Genomic DNA, 15,822 nt, shown 5'->3' with positions numbered 1-15,822 from the left:
ACTGCTGCCACCCGTCATCCAGCGCGGCGATCAAAACTCCAGCTGACCCAGGCAGGTTTCACCTGCGTCTGGATGACTTCAACAACCGCAGCGTTGCCACCGCGATGCATTTGCTGGTGCTGTTTTCTCGAAGTACCGCCTCTGATTAAGCATCCAGCCAGACTTGCTCTGCAAACATGTAGCCCATGAAACCACCCAGCGGGTTGCTGCCGTAGCCTTTGATGCGCTGATCGATACCGTCAATATTGCTGATGAAGACCGGAACACCGATGCCGCAATGTTCGTGCACCAGTGCCTGCATGTCCGCATACATTGTGCTGCGCTTGGCCTCATCGGTTTCAGCACGGGCCAACACCAGCAACTGGTCGAACTTCTCGTTCTTCCAGGCGGACTCGTTCCACGGCGCGTTCGACTTGAAGAACTGCGAGAACATTACGTCGGCGTTCGGCCGTGGGTTGATGTTGCCGAAACTCAGCGGATGCTTCGCCCAGTGATTGGACCAATAGCCGTCACTGGGCATGCGGTTGACATCTAGCTTGAGCCCGGCCTGTTTCGCCGATTGTTGCAAGAGAACCGCCATATCCACCGAGCCGGTCGCAGCTGGCGCAGCGTACACCGGCATGCTGGTGCTCTCAATACCGGCCTTTTTCAGAAGGAACTTGGCTTTTTCCGGGTCGTAAACTCGTTGTGGCAGATCAACATTGAAGTAACGCGAACCAGGCGAAATTGGGTGATCGTTACCGACCACAGCGAAACCCCTGAAGACGGCAGATACAATCTGCTCACGATCCAGCAGGTATTTCATCGCCAAAGTGAATTCCGGGCTTTTACCAGGCATTTGATCCTGGCGAATGATCAGGTCGGTGTAGTTTCCAGACGGTGACGAAATCACCCTGTGAGTGTTGCTGGCCTTGATGCGTACTGTGGAGCGCGGATCGACTTCATTGGTGATATGCACATCGCCTGACAGCAGCGCGTTGATCCTTGAAGGTTCGTCGGCAATACCAATGAATTCGATCTCATCGAGGTAAGGCAAACCCGGTTTCCAGTATTGGATATTGCGTACGGCAATCGAGCGCACGCCGGGCTTGAACTCCTTGACCTTGAACGGCCCCGTGCCAATGCCCAGGCTGAAGTCGGTGGTGCCCTCGGGAACAATCAGAAAATGCGACACTGCGAGAATCGACATCAGCTCGGCGTTCGGGCCGCTGAGACGTATCTGCACTTCACTTTCGCTGATCGCCTTGACCTCGCTGAACTGCTCTGCCAGCGACAGGACTTTGGAGCCTGCGATGGGATCCTTGTGCCGTAACAAAGAAAACACTACGTCGGCCGCCGTCAGGGACTTGCCATTGTGAAAGGTCACCTCTTTTCGAAGGGTGATCACCCAAAGTGTGGCGTCGGTGGTTTCACAGCGCTCGGCCAACTCCAATTGCGGGACCATACGACTGTCGAAACGCGTCAGGCCGTTATAAAACATGAAATGCCGAGTGTAATCAGTAGAACCGGAACCCTTGGCGGGATCGAGGGTGTCGGCAGTTGAACTGTTCATGCCCGCGACGCGAATCCGTCCGCCCGGCTTGCCTTTAACGGGGGTTGCGGCCTCGTCCGCGAACAGCTTCCCGGCAGCGCCGAATAGACTGCCGGTTCCGGCGGCCGCGACACCGGCGACTCCTAGCATTTGCAACGCGCTGCGCCGAGAAATATCACGGTTAATGCTTTCGAAGACGCGCAGGCTTTCCTGGCCGCTGATCAGTTGGGAGTCGATCTTGGTATCAGTCATTTCAGTTGTACCTGCCATAAGTGAGGAAAGCGGAATGTCCCGGCCAAGCGGAACGTCCTTCAAACGCGCACGACGGTGATGCCAACATCAACAAACAGGGGGATACTTCAGGTCGCGGCTTAACGCACCAAGTCCTGAAACCGGTAATAGGCGCCCACTAACGGCAGAAACCATGGGTTGCCAAAGTGCCCCGGGATGGCAGGCCAGGTGAAATCCTTCCACGGATTGAGGTCGGCGCGGCCATCGAGCACCTCGGCCATGATCGCGCCCATGTAGGTCGCCATGTGCGTCCCATGACCGCTGTAACCCATGGAATAGAACAGCCCATCGTGCTCACCGGCACGAGGCAGGCGGTCGCGGGTCATATCCACCATGCCTCCCCAGCAGTAATCGATGCGTGTACCGCTCAGCTCAGGGAAGATATCGATCAGTGCCTTCTGCAGGATCACGCCACTTTTCATGTCGGATGCCGGGTTCGACTTGGCAAACCGCGCACGCCCACCGAACAACAAGCGATTGTCCGGGGTGATCCGAAAGTAGTTAACGAAGTTTTTCGTATCGGTGTACATGCGCCGATTCGGCACCAGACGGTCAAGCACTTCAACAGACAATGGCTCGGTAACGATGATAAAAGCGCCCACGGGCACGATGCGTCGGCGAAACCACCCCAGCGGTCCGACTGCGGACGTGCCAGTCGCCAGTAGCACCTGTTTGGCACGCACCTCGCCGCGCGGCGTCTTTACCTGATGCTCAGTGCCTGTGTGACGCACCAGGCCAAGCACCGGTGCATCTTCATAGATGCGCACGCCACGCCGGGCCGCAGCCTCCGCAAGCCCCTGACCATAGCGACCTACGTGCATGCCGGCACTTTTAGCAAAGACCAGACCACCGAAATAACGGTCTGATCCGACTTCGCTGCTCAGCTGTTCCCGAGTCAACATGAACGTATCGGGGTCGCATTCTTTTTCCATGAGTGCCTGGGATCGGGCCAGCTTGTCAAAATGCTCAGGTTTGGCCGCCAGTTTGAGCTTGCCGACGCGTTTAAAATTGCAGTCGATGCCCTCCTCCGCGATCAGCGATTCGACCTTATTGACGCCGGCGTCAAACGCGCGAAACAAAAGGTTCGCACGCTCGCGCCCGATAGCGGTAGACAACGCGTAGTAGTCTTGGGCAAAACCGTTGTTACACATTCCACCATTGCGTCCGGAGGCTGCGTTGCCAACCAAACCAGCCTCGAACACGGCAACCCTTGCACCCTTTTTGGCCAGTGCAATGGCGGCGGACAAACCGGTAAACCCGGCGCCGACGATCGCCACATCGACCTCACCGCTGGGCGCGTCACGTTCACCCGCTGCGAACCTGGGAGCGGTATCCAGCCAGTAGGGCATCATTTTCATACGCAACATCCATTACATGAGGGTGAGTGAGCCGTTCGCGCAATGCAGAATCTGTGAGTAGTTGCCTGCATCAGCCGATCGACTGGTTGGACAGGGCAAATAAACGCGCATCAGTTTCAGCAGAGTTCGGGTGGGAGTGCGTGGTGCGCACCATGGGGGTTGCATAGCCAACGCAAGGCAGACCTAGCTCGGTCAACCAGTTTGACAAGCGACTGCTGTCGGTCACGTCGATGCGAACGAAACGGCCTCGATGGGCATGCGCCAGTGCGCCGATAAGCGCTTTGGCATCCGGCACCGCCTTTGGCCCACGGGCAATTACCGGGCCGATGACCACGCCACGGCCCCATTCGCGGACACAACCGTAAGCCAACACACCGGCACCTCGATCGACGACCAGGATGCTGCCGATGTCGAACAGGTGGCTTAACAATGCGCTGCGGTCCCTGCCTGTTGCCACCCTGTCCAGCTGTCGCACGGCCTGCTCGTCGCAGGGCTGCATGCTTCGAAGGTGCAAGTCATCGGGGACAAAATGCGATGCCTGCTCCAGCACCGCCTGATGCTGATGGAGCTGCCCGTGGGCAACGAACCCGAGTCGGGTGTACAGCGCCAAACCTTCTTGAGTCGAGTTGAGAATCAGCGTTCGCTCGCCCGTGTGCTGCAACACACTGTCCATAAGGGCGCGTCCGATACCCTTGCCCTGCACAGCTGCCGAGACAATGATCATGCCCACCGAAGCGTGACTATCGCCCTGCAGCCACCATAGGGCAGTGCCGACCAATTGGCCCTCTACTTCCACCGCGAGACCGGCGCCAAGATCGAAGGCGAAGCGCCAGTCAGCCTCCCGGTATGGCCACGCCAATGCAGATGAGAGGCCGATGGCCTGCGGTAAATGGTCAGCACGCAATGGCATCAACTGTGGGGCCGCAGAGCCAGCTGACGCAGCATGCCGGGGCTGGGATGGGGCGGTCAGATCGGAGTGCTTCAACATAACGAAGGTTCCTGTGAGTCAAGCTGTGTGTACGTTTAAAACTCCGCAACCTTGCCCCAGGCAGACGATTGAAAGCGGTTCGGGTGGTAGGGCTGCGGATCAACGATCGGGGCTTTGCCGCTGACGATGTCGGCAATCAAATGACCTGCGCCTGAAGCAATCCCGAAGCCATGTCCACTGAACGCGGATGCCAGCACCAAACCAGGCAGGTTGTCCATTTCACCAATGCCAGGAACGCCATTAGGCGTGCTGTCTACATAACCGGCCCAAGCGGCAGTGACCGTCGAATCTTTCAACGCCGGAACCAGCTCCACTGCACGTTTGTAGGTCAGCGCCACCGACTTGGCAGCTGCTTTCGAATCGAAAATCCGCATCCTCTCCATTGGCGTCGGCTGGTCCAGGCACCAGCGTTTGTGGCGCTCGTGACCCGAGCGCAGGCCCTCCAGGCCACCCGGTGCGAGGTTGCGCCATCTGCGCTGAAACACAGGCAGAAACTGAGCAACTGTGGCATCACATCAGCATGTCCTCTGCCGATGATCGCTAGCTTGTAACTGCCATCGGCGCGGCGCGTCATGGAGGCGCCAGCCGTGTGAAGCGCACTGGGTATTTCCTCGCGCGGGGCACTGACTGAAAGCACGGTCTGACGAATCATGGCCAGGGGAAAGCGAATGCCATATTGACGACAGAACGAGGAAGCCCACGCTATCGACCGCGACTTGCAGCGATAGCTCAACTGGCGTGTCCTGAGGATTAGCGATTTTTAAAACAACGGATTTGCCGTCCGCACTGTCGCAGCGAAAGGTATTGCCTTTTTCTGTATCGAAGCGGGTCAGATCAGCTTTTATCCCAAACTGATCCAGCAGTATCCGACCGGTCTCCTCTAACGAAACCGGGGTAAACGTGGCTGCCAGATCGCCCTGTAATACCGCAAGGCCGTCGCTGAAATTACACTCCCGCATCTCTCGCATCGCTGAACTCCAGGCTTTGGAAGGCTATCCACAGCAGGCTTCTGATAGCTCGATATTGTGCTACAACTTATTTTATTGAAAGAGGTAAATGAAAAATAATTCTATTTTCAAGCAAAAAACAGATCCGTACTGGACCTAAGCACATGTTTTACTCGTTAAACCTCTGACGAAATTTTTCGATTTTTTTTTGATTGTTGAACAATATATGCGCAGAGACCTAGCTCACTTGGGATTTAGCAGATTGGTCACCAGACCTTGCCGGAAAGTACGCAGCAGAGGCGTGGATGCGCTACATCGGCCTCCAACTGCGATGCAGTTGAGGTAAAAGCTTTCCAAGCAAAAAAATGCCAGATAAGCAGCACCCACAAACCGGACGGAAGGAGGTGTCACGCTGACCTTGGCATCAGAAAGGTGTGTTCGCCAAGTGGGACGTGTTTTTCAGCGCCTTGGCCAGGACCGGCTTCGACGGTATCTTCACCGCGTGCGTCTTCGGCTGGGAAGAGCGCGCTGACGCCTCCGGGCGCTTCATACGCCAAGAGATCCAGTCTTACATCGACAAGTACTTAAAGTAGAGGAAATGGAACAGCGCTTCATCTGAGCGAACGGTTTCAAACACGCCCGCCCCACGAGCGATCAGCGAACGCCATAACCTGCCCCATCGAGCGATTCAAATAGCAAGTAACACGCACTGCTGACGAGTCTCCGGAGCAATCAGGCTGGCAGACACTCGTTTGCTCCCGCCCGTCTAGCGTGATACCGACGAGCCCTCCTGCTGCACCAATGGGGTTGTCGACACAGCACTATCCAAGTATCGGCACTGCTCCGGATATGGTGCGCTGGCCCCCGCATCCTTCAAAGGCGTTCAAGCTCGCGGATACGACTTTCGCCCATTATCAGTGCCTTGCTGGTAAGTCGCGTGGCGATGTGGCATGCAAAAACAGCTTGCATTCATATCCACCTTGCCACTATAAATTGTACATGACTAGACAGGTTCGATTCGACAAGAAAACCCAGGTGATCAATGAGCTGATACGCCGTATCGAAAGCGGCCAGATGAGCTCCGGCGCCCTGCTCCCCGGAGAAAACCTCCTGGCCCAGGAATTTAACGTCAGCCGCGGCACGCTGCGTGAGGCGTTGTCCGAGCTCAAGCGGCGTAACTTCATTGCCACCCAGACCGGAGTGGGCTCAATCGTCACCTACGACGGCTTTAGCCTGGATCAGCACGCTGGCTGGGCCCAGGCTCTTGCTGACACTGGCGCCGGCGTGCGTACGGAAATCCTGCGTCTGGTAGCGGTGCAACGGCCCGACCTTGAAGTACGCCTGGGCACCTCCAGCCTGGTGGCCCTGGACCGCCGCCGTATCGCCGCCGATGGCAGTATCGTTTCCCTTGAGCGCGCATTGATCCCTGCGGTCGATGGCCTGGAAGACCTGCCGCAGTACGGCCTGCTGGAGGACTCACTGACGGTGACCATGGCTGCCCACGGTTTCATTGGCGACAAGGGTGACCAGTGGATAGGTGCAGAGCCCCTGAACAGCGATGACGCCGCGCTACTGGCGCGCGACCCCGGCACGGTGTTTCTCAAAGCCGTGCGCACGACATTTGACCGCCGTGCACGTTTTATGGAGCACGTAGAGAGCCTGTTGGACCCCGTGCATTTCCGCCTTCATCTCGCCTTTGGATCCTCCACATGAGCTCAGCATTTCTACAAGACCGAGGCCTGGGTGCCTTTTATGGCCTGGCCTTGGGCGACGCCTTGGGCATGCCGACGCAATCGCTGCCGCGCGCATTGATCCTGCAACGCTATGGCCATATCAGTACGCTCATCGGCGCCGATGCTGATCAGCCGATCGCACCTGACATGCCGGCGGGCGCCATCACCGATGACACAGAACAAGCCATTCTGGTGGCACACCTGCTGGTGGCCGGCGGCGGTAGCATTGACCCCTCAGCCTTGGCCCACAGCCTGATCGAGTGGGAAGCCGCCATGAAAGCCAAGGGCTCCCAAGACCTGCTGGGGCCTTCGACCAAGCGCGCGATTGAAATGATCCTTGATGGTCACAGCCCTGAAGAGGCTGGCCGCTTCGGCACCACCAATGGCGCAGCAATGCGTATTACCCCAGTGGGCATCGCGGCCGACGTAGGCAATCGCGAGGCTTTCATCAAACAGGTGGTGCAGGCCTGTCAGGTCACCCATAACACCACACTGGGCATCTCCAGCGCAGCGGCGGTCGCGGCTGTGGTGTCCGCCGGGATCAATGGCGCCCCCCTGGCCGAGTCTCTGGAGATTGGCGCCGAGGTGGCCCTGAGTGCCGAACGTCATGGCCATTGGGTTGCGGGTGGGCGTATCGGCGCGCGCATTCACTGGGCCAAAGCACTGTGCGCCGACTGCACCGACGAACAGTTGGCCGACCGGGTTCACGATGTGATTGGCACCTCGGTCGCCTCACAGGAATCGGTGGTCGCAGCGTTCACCCTCGCCCACCGCGTGGCCAGCAGCCAGCTCAGCCCGTTCGATGCGGTATGCATGGCGGCCAGCCTGGGCGGTGACACCGATACGATTGCTGCCATTCTGGGCGCCATGCTGGGCGCCTGCACCGGCATGCAGGCATGGCCGAGGGCGTTGATCGAGCAAATTGATGCGGTCAACGCGCTCGAGCTCGCCCCCTTGGTCGATCAACTGCTGGCCCTGCGCGCCGGTTGACGGGCCGAGCGCTGCTCGCCCGCTGGAACCAGATCACCCTCGCCCTCGGACTTCCGAACGGCGATCAGGCTGCCCCTTACTCAGGAAGGCCTGTTTGCACTGGATTGCATCTGCTGACGTACTGCCACAACCACAATAAAGGCAATAGGAGCAACGCAAATGAATACATCTTCCGCCTCTCAAGGTGCGGGTCAGCTGGAAACCCGTGGCATCGAGCCGGTCCCTGAAAACGAATGCAATGGCCACCCGTTGCAGTTGTTCTGGGTCTGGTTCGCCGCCAATATCAGCATTCTGGGCTTGCCGCTCGGGGCCACCCTGGTAGCGTTCCAGGGGCTGGCCATCTGGCAGGCCATTATCGTCGCCATCCTAGGTGCCGCTGGCTCATTCGCAGTGGTCGGGGTTATCTCGATTGCCGGACGGCGTGGTCGTGCGCCAAGCCTGACGCTGTCCCGCGCCATCTTCGGGGTGCGCGGCAATATCGGGCCCACCCTGGTTTCGCTTATGTCGCGTCTGGGCTGGGAAACGGTCAATACCACCACCGCCGCGTTCGTCTTGCTGTCACTGTTCGCGATCCTTTTCGGCACCCCCGTAGAGGCGAAGAACGCGCCCGGCTTGACCCTGTTGTTCATCGCCTTGTTCGTGCTGCTGACCTTGACCGTCTCAGGCCTGGGCCATGCCACATTGCTGGTCATCCAGAAGTGGGCGACTTACCTGTTTGGCGCTCTGAACCTGATCGTTGGTGGTTTTCTGCTCACCCACATCGACTGGAACCTGGTCTTCGACGCGCCTGCAGCTCCGTTGAGTGCCATGATCATTGGTGTCGGCACCATGGCTGCCGGTACAGGTATCGGCTGGGCCAACGCGGGCGCCGACATGTCGCGCTATCAGCACGCCAGCGTGAAGGCCACTCGACTGGTGGCCTCAGCGGCGTTTGGTGCAGGGATCCCGCTGATTTTGCTGATCACTCTCGGCGGTCTGCTGTCGGTGGGCAACGACCACCTGGCTTCAGCCACCGACCCGATCATCGCCATTCGCGAAATGTTGCCCACCTGGATGGCCGTGCCCTATTTGATCACTGCGTTCGGCGGCCTGCTGTTGTCCAATAACCTGTCGGTCTACTCGGCCGGCCTGACCACCTTGACCCTCGGCCTGAAGGTCAAGCGTGTACACGCAGTAATCGTCGATATCGTCGCGATCTTTGCGGGTTCGATCTACTTCATGCTGATCGCCGACAGCTTCTACGGCCCCTTCATTACTTTCATTTCGATGCTGGCGGTGCCCATTACCGCGTGGGTCGGCATCTTTGTCGTCGACCTGCTGCACCGCCACGTTTACTCCCCTAAAGACCTGCTGGACCAGACACCACGCAGCGCCTACTGGTATCGCGGCGGTGTCGAATGGCGCGCGTTGGGCTCGTGGGCACTGGCCATCGTGCTCGGTTTCAGCTTCACCACCGTGGCCACCACCCCGGAGCATGTGCTGTTCAAAGGCTTTCTCGCCGATACCTGGCTGGGTCATAACGGCCTGGGCTGGATCGTGACCTTCATTGTCGCCGGTGGCCTGTACGCGCTACTCGGCGGCGCGCGTGACCGCCGCGTCAGTACCCAAGAGGCTGCCCATGCCCGCTAAATTGTTCTATACAGGCCAGGTTGTGGTTGACCTTGTCATGGCCGTCGACCACCTGCCGTCATCGGGCGGAGATGTGCTGGCCAGCAGCGCCACGTTCGAGGCCGGAGGCGGCTTCAATGTCATGGCCGCTGCCTGCCGCAATGGCTTGCGCACGGTTTACCTGGGCCGCCATGGCCAGGGCCGCTTCGGCGATCTGGCTCGCCAGGCCATGCGCGACGAGGGTGTGGAGATTTCCACAAAGCCGGTTGCCGGTGAGGATACCGGCTTGGCGGTCGCCTTGGTGGAAGCCTCGGCAGAGCGCTCGTTCATCTCCTATGTGGGCGCTGAAGGTGGTTTGTCCGCCGCTGATCTGCAGGGAGTGCAGGTCAGCGCCGAAGATTACGTATTTGTCAGCGGCTATAGTCTGGCACACAAAAACAAGGTAGCAGCCTTGCTCGCCTGGCTGGGCGGTTTACCCGGTGGCACTGCTGTGGCCTTCGACCCAGGCCCATTGCTTGATGCTGTTCATGGCGTCGAGATGCACGCTGTACTTCCATTGATCAGCCTATGGTCCAGCAACCGCGAAGAAGCCCTGCGCTTCACGCAAACCCAGAGGCCAGCCGACGCCCTTCATAGCCTGGCCTCCATTCTGCGCGAAGATGCTCTTATCGTGATTCGCGACGGCCCCGCAGGTTGCTGGGTCCACCATGCTGGACAGACACGGCACATACCCGGCTTTGCCGTCACGGCGCTTGACACCAACGGCGCCGGCGACGCCCATGCAGGCGTGCTGCTGGCCGAATTGGCCAGGGGCAGTAGTGTCGACCGGGCGGCCCTGCGCGCCAATGCGGCAGCGGCAATTGCGGTCACACGTCGAGGTCCAGCGACGGCTCCTGGCCGTGAAGAGGTAGACGCGTTGGTGGGGGCCGATGCCTAGGCTCTCAAGTGAGCATGAATGCCATCAGGCATATGGCTTTGAAACGGTCCTCATAGAATTCAAAGCCACCCATCGGCGCTCCCCGTCACCCTGATAGATTCTGCTTCCCTGCATTTATTCCTTTCTCATCGAGCACGCCACGTCTGCATCGTGCTCGACCGTTTTCCCCCGGGATTGTCTACACTGGCGCGCGATGGCGTGTCACATGCCACACTGGATGCCGCAGTGACCCAGGTAATGGGGCTTTGGGACAGCCGGCATACTGTTGCTGATGATCAATGAACCGGAGCCTCGGTCCGGAAGATTCTCGGAGAGCGTCCAAGACGCCGGAATTCTTGCACTGAATATTTTTTTGGAGACCTCCATGCTTCGCGCGTTTGAAAAATGGCTAGACCCCTTCCCGCCTGACGAAGTCCCGCCTCCGCCTGACGGCCTGGTACGGTTTCTCTGGGCCTGTACGCGGGGCGCCAGGGGTTATGTCCTTGCGCTTGCACTGCTCAGTGCCGGCGTGTCGATTTACGAAGCCTGGCTGTTTTCTTTCCTCGGGCAGGTCGTGGACCTGCTCTCGACCTGGCAGGCTGGCGGCGATGCTGCCTTACAGGAAAGCGGTGTGCTGTGGGGCATCGGCCTGGTGTTGCTGACCAGCATCGGGCTGGTGGCCTTGCGCACGATGGTGCAGCACCAGGTCTTGGCGATCAACCTGCCACTGCGGCTGCGCTGGGACTTCCATCGGTTGATGCTGCGGCAAAGCCTGTCGTTCTTTTCCGACGAGTTCTCCGGCAGGGTCACCACCAAGGTGATGCAGACGGCGCTGTCGGTGCGCGACGTGCTGTTCACTCTCATCGAGATCGCGCCCGGAATCGGGGTGTACTTCATCGCGATCATTGCCCTGGCCGGCGCCTTCGACCTGAAGCTTATGCTGCCTTTCCTTGCCTGGATCGTGTTGTTCGGCATGGCCATGCTGTACTTTGTGCCTCGCCTGGGCAAAGTCGGCCAGGAGCAGGCCAATGCGCGATCATCGATGACCGGGCGTATCTCGGATGCCTACACCAACATCACCACGGTGAAGCTGTTCTCTCACTCCAAACGTGAGGCACATTTCGCGCGCGCTGCGATGGAGGATTTCAAGCTGACCGGCTTGCGTCAGATGCGCCTCGTCAGCCAGTTCGAAATCGTCAACCAGGCGTTGGTAGTGGCCTTGATCATGGGTGCAGGCGGCTATGCACTGTGGCTGTGGCACCAGGGTCAGATCGGCACAGGTGCCGTAGCGGCGATCACTGCCATGGCGCTGCGCATCAACGGCATGTCGCACTGGATCATGTGGCAAATGACCTCGTTGTTCGAGAACATCGGCACCGTGCAGGATGGCATGGAGACCTTGACCCGAGGCCCCAAAGTAAAGGATGCACCGGACGCCGCCGTTCTGACGACCAAGGGTGGCGCGGTGACGTTCGACAATGTGGGCTTCAACTACAACGGCGAACGCCAGGTACTCGATGGTCTGAACCTGAGCATTCGTGCGGGTGAGAAAATAGGGCTGGTAGGCCGCTCCGGCGCCGGAAAATCCACCCTTATCAACCTGCTGTTGCGCTTCTACGACGTCGATAAAGGCTCGATCAGCATCGATGGGCAAAACATTGCGCACGTTACCCAGGACAGCCTGCGCAGCGCCATCGGCATGGTCACTCAGGACACCTCGCTGCTGCACCGCTCAATTCGCGATAACATCGCTTATGGCCGTCCCGACGCAACCGATGCGCAAATACACAGCGCCGCGGTCAGTGCACAGGCCGACGGGTTTATCAGTCAACTGAGCGACAAGCAAGGCCATAGCGGCTACGACACACTAGTGGGTGAGCGCGGCATCAAGTTGTCTGGCGGCCAGCGTCAACGCGTCGCGATTGCCCGGGTGATGCTCAAGAATGCCCCGATCCTGCTACTCGACGAAGCCACCAGCGCACTGGACTCGGAAGTCGAAGTCGCTATTCAGGAAAGCCTTGATGACATGATGCAGGGCAAGACCGTGATCGCCATCGCTCATCGGCTGTCGACGATTGCGGCCATGGACCGGCTTATTGTCATGGACGACGGGCGAATCATCGAACAAGGCACGCACAGCGAACTGCTCGGGAAAAATGGTGTTTATGCGCGGTTGTGGCATCACCAGAGCGGCGGGTTTCTTGGAGAAGATCAAGGTTTGACGGACGTCATGGATTGAGCCATAGGCGTGAACAGCCCGGAACGGCTGTTCACGCAAGGCAGCCTGTACTCGCTCAACTCGCCATGTTGAACGCCAGCTCGCGGTCTTTGATGTTGGCAATCGGCCCGAGAATGGATGGATCAAAGTCGCGGACTGCGCCTCCCTCAAGCAGTAGCCGAGGCAGATCCGGGTTGGCCAGTGCGCCCTTGCCCACGGCGATGATGTCTGCGCCGTCTTGGAGTACCTGCTGGGCTTTATCCGGTTCGTGCAGCCCGCCATTGGCGATCAGCGCAACACCGGGGGCGTAGCGACGGGCCAGCTTGACCAGGCTGGCTTCACCCTGGGGGAAAGCAGGCTGGCATGCTTCATGTTCTGTTACATGAATGTAATCGACACCGGCATCGGCCAGCGCACCGAAGATGATTTCCGCATCGCGCTCCCCGCCCGCCCATTTATGCTCAAAATCGTTAACCTTGCCTTGTGAAAGACGTACTCCGACCGGGGCCTGCCCAGCGACTTTTTTGACCTCGGCGATGACCTCAAACGTGAGGCGAAGGCGCTGTTCGACGTCGCCGCCCCATTGATCCGTACGCTGATTGCTGTAGTCGGTCAGAAACTGATCCAGCAGGTAGCCGTTCGCGCCATGAATCTCGACACCGTCAAAACCCGCAGTGCCGATAGCCAGCTGTGTGGCACGGACAAACCCTCCAATGACGTCGGCGATATCCTTGTCACTCAAGGCACGCGGAACACGGTAGCTGCCCTCGCCGTAATAGAACGCCATTTGTTCGCCTTTGGGGCGAATGGCCGAAGGGCCGATAGCTTCGTTGACAAAGCGATTAGCCTGACTGAGCGCGCCCGCGTGCATGATTTGCGCAATCACGGCACTGCCATGACGATGAAGTGCCTCGGTAGTAGCTCGCCACGCCTGGGCCTGCTCGTCGTCGGTGATCCCGGGCTGGAACCGATATCCCTGGGAAAAACTGCGATCGGTGTAGTTGCCCTCAGTGATGATCAGGCCGAAACCGCCCTTGGCAAAACGCTCATAATACCGGGCCATTGCGTGTGTGGCACAGCCTTCTTCGGTCGCACTGACGCGTGTCATGGGCGCGAGCGCATATCTGTTCTTCAGTTTCAGATGACCTATATCGAACGGGGCGGTAACGTGCTTGCTTATCTCGCTCATACTTCTAACCCTCACGGTGCAGATCGCCTGCGAATTGCCGCAGTCATAAACACAACCTGCACGACGGTAAGTGCATGAGCAGCTCATTGGAACCCAAGCGTTCCGATAAAGCGGTTTAACGATAATGGATAGAATCTGTGCAAATTTCTGACGTAGAGGTGTTCGCAGCCATTGCCTCCGGCAGGAGCCTGTCCGACGCGGCCCGGCGCCTCGGGCTATCTCCCATGGCAGTTTCCAGACGCCTGGCTGCGCTGGAAAACGACCTGGGAGTGAGACTGGTTCATCGCACTACCCGTTCAGTGTCGCTGACGCCCGAGGGCGAAGTCTTTCTGCCTCACGCCAAAACCATGCTTGACGCAAACGAGACCGCTCGCGCCACGCTCAAGGCCGATGCGGGCACAGCCAGCGGCATTTTGCGGGTAACGGCGCCGAGTGTGTTCGGCCAGACAGTCATCATGCCCATGCTGCCTGCATTGATGCTGGAAAACCCGGCGTTGAGCATCGATCTGACCCTGTCAGACAGCATCGTGGACATTGCCGGGCAGGGAATCGATGTCGCCATCCGGATTGCCACAATACGCGACTCGGCACTGGTCGCCAGATCACTGGCGCCCAACCCTCGGGTGGTGTGCGCAAGCCCTGACTACCTCGTGCGGCGCGGCATGCCGTTGGTTCTGGACGAACTCAGGCACCACCAGTGCATCGCCTTGCAGGCAATGCCCTTCTGGTCGTTCACCCGGCACGGCGAACCAGTGACCGTTCGCGCTCTGGGGTCGTTCTCTGCCAACAGTGTCGAAGCCGTTCGCACAGCGTGCAGACAAGGCATGGGGCTGGCCATGCTGACCTATTGGGATGTTCAACAGGAAATTAACGAAGGCAGCCTTCGGCGAGTGGACCTGGAGGATGTCATCCCCGAACAATTGTCTGTCACGGCTGTCCTGCCAACCCGCCAGCGTGTGCCTCACCGCGTGCGCCTGTTCATTGACCGCCTTGAAGCAGAGCTCAAGAAGAGCGCGGTTTGACTCAAAACAGTAGCGGCGATACAGAAGGCTGCCAGGGTCACAAGGCCATTTACAAAAACACAGGCCGTACAATCACTGTTCAACCTCTATCGGCACAAACCGGCTGCAGTTTCGACCTTCGTGCTTGGCCCGATACAAGGCCCGGTCTGCTTCAGCCAACAAGGCCACAGCAATCGAGTCGGGCACCGGTGTGACCGCCGTGCCGGGGCGCGTAACAGGCAGCATACCGGCCTCCAGACTTGCCACCCCAACTGACACCGTGACTCGACCGAAGTCACCGGTCTCATGGGGCATTTTCAGGCTATGAATGTGCTGCACAATGTCCTCCGCCATCCGACAGGCGCCCTCTGCGCCCGTATCCGGCAACAGCACCGCAAACTCTTCGCCGCCGTAACGAGCCACCAGATCGGTCGATCTGTGCACGCAGCACCTCAATGCATGCGCAATGGATATCAGGCACTCGTCACCCTGCAGGTGACCATACCGATCGTTGTAACGCTTGAAGAAATCGATATCGAGCAGCAGTAGCGAAAACGCCTCCTGGTTACGCCGCACGCGCAGCCACTCGCGCTCGATGCTCTGGTCGAGAAAGCGCCGGTTGGCAAGGCCGGTCAGGCCGTCGGTCTGCGCCAGCAGGTTGAGCTGATCCATCGCCATCTTCAGGCGCAGATGAGTCTTTACCCGGGCCGTGACGATCAATGGCTGAATCGGCTTGCCGATGAAATCCACCGCACCGAGCGCCAGTCCGGCCTCCTCGATGCGGGTTTCGGTATGGCTGGTGACGAAGATGACCGGGACGTCTTTGAACAGTTGATCGGCTTTTAGCGCTTCACAGACTTCAAATCCGTTCATTCCAGGCATCTCGGCGTCGAGAAGGATTAGGTCCGGGCGCATTTCCCTGACCATCTTCAGCGCCTGGACGCCGCTCGTGGCAAAACGAATCTGCCCCAGGCCCTGAAGGACTTTGCTCAGCACCCGAATGGCGGAAATATCATCATCTACAATAAGCAGACTGGGTACAGGTTCCATGG

General features: G+C 59.0%; 12 protein-coding genes and 2 pseudogenes. 8 read left to right on the top strand and 6 right to left on the bottom strand.

What is annotated here, in order from left to right:
• Window positions 1-145: 145 nt before the first annotated feature.
• The 4 genes and pseudogenes from I9H09_RS11930 to I9H09_RS11915 form a co-directional block, all read right to left on the bottom strand.
• Window positions 146-1,783: an ABC transporter substrate-binding protein gene (locus I9H09_RS11930; protein WP_122325536.1), complete on the bottom strand. Its 1,638-nt coding sequence runs from the start codon at window positions 1,781-1,783 to the stop codon at window positions 146-148.
• 119 nt (window positions 1,784-1,902) lie between these two features.
• Entirely contained in the window at window positions 1,903-3,180 is a 1,278-nt protein-coding gene (locus I9H09_RS11925) for an NAD(P)/FAD-dependent oxidoreductase (RefSeq protein WP_122325534.1), read from the bottom strand.
• A 70-nt stretch (window positions 3,181-3,250) separates the two neighbouring features.
• Window positions 3,251-4,168 carry a GNAT family N-acetyltransferase gene (locus I9H09_RS11920; RefSeq protein ID WP_122346974.1) on the bottom strand — a complete coding sequence of 306 codons (918 nt, stop codon included), beginning with the start codon at window positions 4,166-4,168 and terminating at the stop codon, window positions 3,251-3,253.
• 35 nt (window positions 4,169-4,203) lie between these two features.
• Window positions 4,204-4,871: pseudogene (locus I9H09_RS11915) on the bottom strand (NAD(P)/FAD-dependent oxidoreductase); the annotation flags it as partial.
• 678 nt (window positions 4,872-5,549) lie between these two features.
• Between I9H09_RS11915 and I9H09_RS11905 the strand changes: the two are divergent.
• From I9H09_RS11905 to I9H09_RS11875, 7 genes and pseudogenes are all read left to right on the top strand, one after another.
• A complete protein-coding gene (locus I9H09_RS11905) occupies window positions 5,550-5,708 on the top strand; it encodes a hypothetical protein (protein WP_235661354.1) in 159 nt (52 codons plus the stop codon).
• 406 nt (window positions 5,709-6,114) lie between these two features.
• On the top strand, window positions 6,115-6,828 hold the full coding sequence (locus I9H09_RS11900; protein ID WP_024669325.1) for a GntR family transcriptional regulator: 714 nt from the start codon (window positions 6,115-6,117) through the stop codon (window positions 6,826-6,828).
• Window positions 6,825-7,838, top strand: a complete 1,014-nt coding sequence (locus tag I9H09_RS11895) for an ADP-ribosylglycohydrolase family protein (RefSeq protein ID WP_122311733.1) — start codon at window positions 6,825-6,827, stop codon at window positions 7,836-7,838. Before I9H09_RS11900 ends, I9H09_RS11895 begins: the two co-directional genes overlap by 4 nt.
• 159 nt (window positions 7,839-7,997) lie before the next feature.
• A complete protein-coding gene (locus tag I9H09_RS11890; RefSeq protein ID WP_122346972.1) occupies window positions 7,998-9,467 on the top strand; it encodes a purine-cytosine permease family protein in 1,470 nt (489 codons plus the stop codon).
• Complete coding sequence (locus tag I9H09_RS11885) at window positions 9,457-10,383, top strand: PfkB family carbohydrate kinase (protein WP_005894179.1); 927 nt, start codon at window positions 9,457-9,459, stop codon at window positions 10,381-10,383. Before I9H09_RS11890 ends, I9H09_RS11885 begins: the two co-directional genes overlap by 11 nt.
• 150 nt (window positions 10,384-10,533) lie before the next feature.
• A pseudogene (locus I9H09_RS11880) lies at window positions 10,534-10,665 on the top strand (TetR/AcrR family transcriptional regulator); the annotation flags it as partial.
• Window positions 10,666-10,747: 82 nt separating this feature from the next.
• On the top strand, window positions 10,748-12,601 hold the full coding sequence (locus I9H09_RS11875; RefSeq protein ID WP_236502205.1) for an ABC transporter ATP-binding protein: 1,854 nt from the start codon (window positions 10,748-10,750) through the stop codon (window positions 12,599-12,601).
• Window positions 12,602-12,656: 55 nt separating this feature from the next.
• Here the strand turns inward: I9H09_RS11875 and I9H09_RS11870 are convergent, their stop codons facing one another.
• Window positions 12,657-13,769, bottom strand: a complete 1,113-nt coding sequence (locus I9H09_RS11870) for an NADH:flavin oxidoreductase (RefSeq protein ID WP_005894177.1) — start codon at window positions 13,767-13,769, stop codon at window positions 12,657-12,659.
• A gap of 137 nt (window positions 13,770-13,906) precedes the next feature.
• Here I9H09_RS11870 and I9H09_RS11865 point away from each other — a divergent pair, with 137 nt between their 5' ends.
• Window positions 13,907-14,791, top strand: a complete 885-nt coding sequence (locus I9H09_RS11865; protein WP_042932704.1) for a LysR family transcriptional regulator — start codon at window positions 13,907-13,909, stop codon at window positions 14,789-14,791.
• Between the two features lie 72 nt (window positions 14,792-14,863).
• Here I9H09_RS11865 and I9H09_RS11860 read toward each other — a convergent pair whose 3' ends face one another.
• The gene (locus I9H09_RS11860) at window positions 14,864-15,820 is read right to left on the bottom strand and encodes a diguanylate cyclase (protein WP_122346971.1); all 957 of its coding nucleotides are present in this window, start codon (window positions 15,818-15,820) and stop codon (window positions 14,864-14,866) included.
• Between the last annotated feature and the right edge of the window lie 2 nt (window positions 15,821-15,822).

It is taken from the genome of Pseudomonas tremae (genome assembly GCF_023278125.1).
GTDB classification, from domain to species: Bacteria; Pseudomonadota; Gammaproteobacteria; order Pseudomonadales; family Pseudomonadaceae; genus Aquipseudomonas; species Aquipseudomonas tremae.
This window is presented reverse-complemented; position numbering and strand designations above follow the sequence as displayed.